Origin of the sequence: Micromonospora sonneratiae (assembly GCF_042679305.1) — a bacterium.
In the GTDB taxonomy this organism is placed as follows: Bacteria; Actinomycetota; Actinomycetes; order Mycobacteriales; family Micromonosporaceae; genus Micromonospora_H; species Micromonospora_H sonneratiae.
The window spans coordinates 25,482-31,993 of the sequence record NZ_JBHTMP010000073.1; the positions used below are offsets into that span (position 1 = coordinate 25,482).

The following is a 6,512-nucleotide window of genomic DNA, read 5'->3' on the forward strand; positions in this document are numbered from 1 at the left end:
TCGCCGCCATGAAAGTCAACGGTGAGCGGGCTGAGCCGCTCGGTACGCCCGTTCATGGCCGCTCCCAGAAGTCTGGGCCGACGGTCTCGGTGAAGTCCGACTTCGCCACGAAGAATCCGTCCGCGTCCACCGTGATCGGCAGCTGTGGAAGCCTGCGGCTGGCGGGTCCGAAGATCGGCTTGGCATTGTCGGTGATCAGGAACTGCGACTGGTGGCACGGGCAGAGCAGCCGGTTGGTCTGCTGCTCGTAGAGGCTCGCGGGGCAGCCCGCGTGCGTGCAGATCTTCGAGTACGCGACGTAGTTGCCCCACATGAAGTCGGGCTTCTTCTCCCGTACGTTCGCCTCCCGGGCCTTGCGGGCGTCGTCCTCCCGCAGGTGGATCAGGAGGGTGGGGGAGTCCGCGTGCTTGTTGGACGCACCGTGCGGGATGCCGGGGAAGACCGTCATCTGGCCGCCCGCGCTGACCTCCTCGGGGCGGATCGGCGAGCCGTCCTCCCGGGTGAGGCGGATCAGCTTCTGGGAGCCGTGGTCGTCGACCGGTGCCCACCCGGTGGTGAACATCTGGTTCTTCTCGTGCGGCTGCTTGATCAGACCACCGACCAGCGGTGCCGCGGCCACCGCACCGACCGGTGCGAGGCCGGCCAGCAGCGAGACGCCCAGCAGCGGCCGGCGCCGTACGCCCAGCTCGTCGGCGATGTAGCCGAGTGTGCCGGCAGTGATCTTGCGGTCCTCGGGAGAGGATCCGCCGTCGTGCCGATCCTGGATCGCCACCTCCTTGGGCAGCAGCTTCTTGCCCCAGGTGAGGACGCCGAAGCCGATGCCGAGCAGGGCGACGCCCAGGGAGATGCCGAGCAGCGGCGTGAACCACTTGTCCTGCCCGCTACCCGGCTGGTACTCCCACGGCCACCAGATGTAGACGACCAGGAACGCGGTCGCCGCCAGGCCGGTGAGCAGGAAGAAGAGCGCGACGGTACGGACCAGCCGGCGCTCGGCCTTGGTGCCGGGGACCGGGAACTGCGGCTCGTAGTGGACGATCTCGATGTCGTCGCGCCGCAGACCCTCCTGTAGGAGGTCGAAGCGGGTCAGGTTCGGGTCGTCGAGGTCGACCGCATCCTGACCGGTCCGGGGTGCCTGGTTGCTCATGACTTCCCCGCAATCCACAGGCTGGCGAAGACCAGGGCCACGATGCCGACCAGGAAGATCGCCACGCCCTCGGTCGACGGACCGAGCCGACCGAGGTTGAAGCCACCCGGGTCCTTGTCGTGCTTCAGACCCTCCTGGATGAAGGCGATGATGTCGGCCTTCTGCTCGGGACGCAGCTGGTTGTCACCGAAGACGGGCATGTTCTGCGGTCCGGTGAGCATTGCGGCGTAGATCTGCCGGTCGGTTGCCGGGTAGAGGCCCGGGGCGAACTTGCCGGAGGAGAGCGCACCACCGCCGCCACCGAACGAGTGGCAGGAGGAGCAGTTGATCCGGAAGAGCCGACCACCTTCGGCTACGTCACCGCCCTTGGCGAGGTCCGTGCTTTCGGGCAGCTGCGGGCCGCCACCGAGCTCCTGGACGTACTGCCCGAGCTGGCGGCTCTGCTCGTCGGTGAAGACCGGGGGTTTGCGCTCGGCCTGGGCCTCCTGGCGGGCCATCGGCATCCGGCCGCTGCTCACCTGGAACTCGACCGAGGCCGAGCCGACGCCGATCAGGCTCGGCCCACGCCCCTCGATGCCCTGGGCGTTGCTTCCGTGGCAGGAGACGCAGCTTACGTCGAACAGCGCCTTGCCGTCCTGGCCGGCGCTGCTCAGCTGCGGTGTGTCCTGCGCCTGTAGGCCCGGGGCGAAGACGGTGTAGGCGCCACCGGCCAGGGTGAGCGCGGCCAGCAGTCGTACTGCGGCGCCCAGCCGGCGGCGGCCCCGGCTGCGTGGTGTGGATCGCCCACGGCGTAGCCGCGCGAGCACGCCTCGCCCGCCCGACCCGGGGCGGCCCGCGGAGGGTGCAGCCGCGCCGGATCGCGCGTCGGGGTTGTCAGAAGTCATGGCCTGTGTCCTTAACGGTTTCTCGACCTTGTCTCAGGGACGGAGCAGCTATGTCTCGGAAGAAGAAGACGGGCAGCGGCGCAGAGCGTTGACGGCGCCTAGATCACTGGAGCCAGTAGATCATGAGGTACAGGCCGATCCACACCACGTCCACGAAGTGCCAGTAGTAGGAGACGACGATCGCAGAGGTCGCCTGGGCCGGGGTGAACCGACCCATGGTCGTACGGATCATGAGGATGATGAACGCCACCAGGCCGCCGGCCACGTGCAAGCCGTGGAAGCCGGTGGTCAGGTAGAAGACCGATCCGTACCCGTCTGCGTTGATCTTGATCCCCTCGTGCACCAGCTCGCGGTACTCGTTGAGCTGCCCGAGGATGAATATCAGGCCCATCACGAAGGTGATGGCGAACCAGCGTCGGAGCGCGTGTACGTCTCCCTTTTCCGCCGCGAACACGCCGAGCTGGCAGGTGATCGAGGACGCCACCAGGATCGCCGTGAAGGTGGTCGCGTACGGAATGTTGAGTACCTCGGTGTGCATCTCCCACTGCTCGGGGGCAGCTGCACGGATGGAGAAGTACATCGCGAACAACGCCGCGAAGAACATGAGTTCGCTGGAGAGCCACACGATCGTCCCGACACTGACCATGTTCGGGCGTGTCAGCGAGTGGATCCGGCTCTTGTCAATGGCTGAGGCCGCAGTCACGCGGTCATTATTGCCCGCGACCGGCCTCGCCGGACGCCGGGGGGCCAAATGGCCCTGCATTGAGGGGCGGCCGACCAGGGACGGGGCGGCTGGCCTAGCCTGAGGAGCGTGCTGCACGTCGATCTGAATCTCGCCGCCGTCCCGAGTCCGGCGTCCGCCGTCGCGGCCGGTGGTGAGGCGACGCCGCCTCCGTTCACCGTCTCCACGATACTGACGGAGTCCACGCTGAACAGTTGGCTGGCCGTCATGCTGGTGCTGGTTGCCGGCTGCTACCTGTACGGCGTGCACCGCCTGCGGGCCCGTGGGGACCGCTGGCCGGTGTCCCGGACCGTGCTGTTCCTCGGTCCCGGCCTCGGCTCGATCGCTGCGGTGACCCTGTCCGGGCTGGGTGCCTACGACACCACGCTGCTGTCCGTGCACATGGTCCAGCACATGGTGCTCTCCATGATCGCCCCGATCTTCCTCGCGCTCGGTGCGCCGATGACACTGGCGCTGCGTACGCTGCCCGCGAAGCCCAAGCGGTGGCTGCTGGCCGTACTGCACAGCCGGGTGGCGAAGGTGGTGACCTTTCCCCTCTACGCGTTCGCCATCTTCGTGGTGAACCCGTTCGTGCTCTATTTCACTGACCTCTACCGGCTGACGCTGGAGAACTCGTTCGCGCACGAGCTGACGCACGCCCACTTCATCCTGACCGGCTGCCTGTTCTTCTGGCCGCTGGTCGGGCACGACCCGCTGCCGGGCCGCTGGCCGTATCCGGCGCGGGCCCTGCTGATGGTGCTCTCCGTGCCGTTCCACACAGTGTTGGGGCTCACCATCATGGAGAGCACCACGCTCTTCGGCGGTGACTGGTACCCGTCGCTGGGGCTCAGCTGGTCCAACCCGTGGAGCGACCAGGAGGTCGCCGGCGGGATCCTGTGGGCCGGCGGCGAGTTCGTCAGCGTCACCATGCTGGCCGTACTGGTGGTCCAGTGGATCCGGCAGTCCGAGCGGGAGGCGCGTCGGATCGACCGTGAGCTGGACCGGCAGGAGGCTCGCGAGCGAGCTGCCCAGTCGGCCCGCGAGCAGGCTGCCCAGCCGACCCCTGAACAGGACGATCAGGGGGTCCGCGAGCCCACCGCCGGATCCGCGCCCGCCTGATCCTCCCTTCGGAGCGGTGCCGGCCAACGGTCGCGTGGTCGTGCCGCCGTCCCGGTCAGGTCGCGTGTCCAACCGGCCTACGGTCGTGGTCAGCCGTATGTCCGGACCGGCCTACCGCGTTGGTCAGCCGGGTGCCCGGACCGGTCCACGGGATCGGGATCCTGCCGATCCCGTGGGGGTGGCTGGCCCTGGTCAGTCGCGTGCCTGGACCAGCGCCGCGACACCGTCGAGCACACGTTCGAGGCCGAAGGCGAACTCGTCGTCCAGGTCACCGTCGCTGCCGAATGCCTCGGCTTCGAGGGCCGAGCTGAGCTGCGGGAACCGCTGGGGGTCGATCAGGCTCCGGAGCAACCGGGTGTAGCCGGTCACCGTCTGGGACAGCGTGGTGCCGGACGTCTGGGCCGCCGCGTCGAGATCCACGGCGAGGGTACTGGTATTGCGGACGTAACCGGTGAGCAGCAGGATCGCCGAAAGCTTCTCGGTCGCGGTGAGACCGGTGTCGCGCAGGTGGTGCAGGCCCGCCTCCAACCAGAGGAGATTGTTGGGGGTGGCCGGCGGTCCACTGATCGGCACCCGGAGCACCCACGGGTGCCGCCGCAGCGCCTCCCGTTCGGCCCAGGCCCAGCGGGCCAGTTCGGCCCGCCAGCCCTCGTCCGGCCCGTCGGCCGTCGGGGGTTTCCCATAGGCGGCGTCCACCATGAGCACCAGCAGTTCGTCCTTTGAGACGACGTAGCGGTAGAGGGACATCGGTGCGGCGCCGAGTTCGGTGGCGACCCGGCTCATCGACACTGCCGCGAGGCCCTCGCTGTCCGCGACCCGGATCGCCGCGTCGACTATCTGCGGCAGGCTCAGGCTGCGTTTCGGTCCCTTCGGCGGGCGCTCCCGCAGCCCCCAGGCTGCCTCGATGCCTGGCGGCAGGCTGGCGGCGCTGTCGTCTTCCATTGCCTTCGCTCTCCTCGGGTTGACCGCCATCCTAGTGCTGCGTATAACTTACGCAGAAGAGCGTAGGGCATACGCAGTAGAGCGTATGTTCTACGCAGAAGCTTTCGTGGCGACCTCCATGGCGACTTCCATGGCGACAGGAAATCGAGGTGTGTCCGGATGAGTGCGGTTACCCGACCCAGGGCGGGACGGCGGGAGTGGACCGGGCTGGTCGTACTGCTCCTGCCGCTGCTGCTGGTGTCGATGGACGTGTCGGTGCTGTACTTCGCGGTGCCGTTCATCAGCCGGGAGCTGACGCCGACCAGCACCGAACAGCTGTGGATCTTTGACATCTACGGGTTCGTACTGGCCGGACTGCTGCTCACGATGGGGGCGATCGGCGACCGCATCGGCCGTCGTCGGCTGCTGATGATCGGTGCGGCGGCGTTCGGGCTGGCGTCGGTCGGGGCGGCGTACGCCACCAGCCCCGAACTGCTCATCGCCGCCCGGGCGTTGCTCGGCATCGGTGGGGCGACCCTGATGCCGTCGACCCTGGCGCTGATCCGCAACATGTTCCACGACGAGAAGCAGCGGGGAACCGCCATCGCGGTCTGGTCCGCGGTACTGACCGGCGGTGTGGCGATCGGTCCGGTGATCAGCGGTCTGCTGCTGGACCACTTCTGGTGGGGCTCGGTCTTCCTGGTCAACCTGCCGGTGATGGTGCTGCTACTGGTGCTCGCGCCGGCGCTGGTGCCCGAGTTCAGACCGGCGCGGGCCGGCCGGTTCGACTGGATCAGCGCGTTGCTCTCCCTGGCCGCCGTCCTGCCGGCGATCTACGGCATCAAGGAGATCGCCGCGCACGGCGTCGACCTGACCCGAATACTGATCATCGCGGCTGGTCTGGCCATCGCTGCCGGATTCGTCTGGCGGCAGCGAACCACGGCGAGCCCGATGATCGACCCCGCGTTGTTCCGTAACCGGGGGTTCGGCAGTTCGGTTCTCACCAACCTGGTGGCGATGTTCGCGATCGTGGGCTTCGCCATCTTCACCACGCAGTACCTGCAGTCGGTGCTCGACATGCGCCCGCTGGAGGCGGCGCTGTGGAGCCTGGTGCCCTCGCTCGGGATAAGTGTGGTGGCACCGCTGTCGCCGATGCTCGCCCAGCGGGTCAACCGGGCCTACCTCATCAGCGCAGGCTTCCTGATCGCGGTCGTCGGCTTCGTCGTACTGGCTCAGGTCCGGGTCGACTCCCCGCTGTGGCTGGTGCTCACCGGTGCCGGTGTCTTCGCCGCCGGTACGGCCGTGGTGATGACCCTGATCACCGACCTGGTCGTGGGCACCGCCCCGCCGGAGCAGGCGGGTACCGCATCGGCGCTGGTGGAGTGCTCCTCGGAGTTCGGTGGCGCGCTCGGCATGGCTGTGCTGGGCAGCATCGGCCTGGCCGTGTACCGCGACGGGGTGGCCGACGGCATGCCCACCGGCCTGCCCGCCGAGGCGGTGGCTGGCGTACGGGAGACCCTGGCCGGTGCCGCCGTGGTCGCCGAAGGCCTGCCCGGACCGGCCGGTGACGCGCTGCTGGCCGCGGCCCGGGTGGCGTTCGTGGACGGGATGCAGGTGGCGGCCGTCACCGCCGCGGTCGTGATGGCCGTCGCCGCCGTGGTCTCCCTGCTCGCCCTGCGACGGGTACGACCCGTCGCGTCCGGTGGCGGCGCACACCGTGGCT

At 68.6% G+C, this 6,512-nt stretch carries 5 protein-coding genes and 1 pseudogene; 2 read left to right on the forward strand and 4 right to left on the reverse strand.

Features of this window, described 5'->3' with window-relative positions:
- Positions 1–52 precede the first annotated feature (52 nt).
- The 3 genes from qcrA to ctaE all read right to left on the reverse strand — a co-directional run bounded on the left by qcrA (position 53) and on the right by ctaE (position 2,731).
- Positions 53–1,144: a cytochrome bc1 complex Rieske iron-sulfur subunit gene (qcrA, locus tag ACFQ4H_RS29880; protein ID WP_377577406.1), complete on the reverse strand. Its 1,092-nt coding sequence runs from the start codon at positions 1,142–1,144 to the stop codon at positions 53–55.
- Positions 1,141–2,028, reverse strand: a complete 888-nt coding sequence (gene qcrC / locus ACFQ4H_RS29885) for a cytochrome bc1 complex diheme cytochrome c subunit (RefSeq protein ID WP_377577409.1) — start codon at positions 2,026–2,028, stop codon at positions 1,141–1,143. Before qcrC ends, qcrA begins: the two co-directional genes overlap by 4 nt.
- A 103-nt stretch (positions 2,029–2,131) precedes the next feature.
- Positions 2,132–2,731, reverse strand: coding sequence for an aa3-type cytochrome oxidase subunit III (ctaE, locus tag ACFQ4H_RS29890; RefSeq protein ID WP_377577412.1), 600 nt, complete (start codon positions 2,729–2,731; stop codon positions 2,132–2,134).
- 108 nt (positions 2,732–2,839) lie between these two features.
- Between ctaE and ACFQ4H_RS29895 the strand changes: the two are divergent.
- Positions 2,840–3,790, forward strand: a pseudogene (locus ACFQ4H_RS29895) (cytochrome c oxidase assembly protein); the annotation flags it as partial.
- A 270-nt stretch (positions 3,791–4,060) separates the two neighbouring features.
- Here the strand turns inward: ACFQ4H_RS29895 and ACFQ4H_RS29900 are convergent.
- Complete coding sequence (locus ACFQ4H_RS29900; protein WP_377577415.1) at positions 4,061–4,810, reverse strand: TetR/AcrR family transcriptional regulator; 750 nt, start codon at positions 4,808–4,810, stop codon at positions 4,061–4,063.
- A gap of 159 nt (positions 4,811–4,969) precedes the next feature.
- On the opposite strand from ACFQ4H_RS29900, the gene ACFQ4H_RS29905 reads away from it, so the two are divergent.
- Positions 4,970–6,512 (forward strand): MFS transporter (locus ACFQ4H_RS29905; protein WP_377577418.1); only part of this gene is annotated, 1,543 nt, incomplete at its 3' end.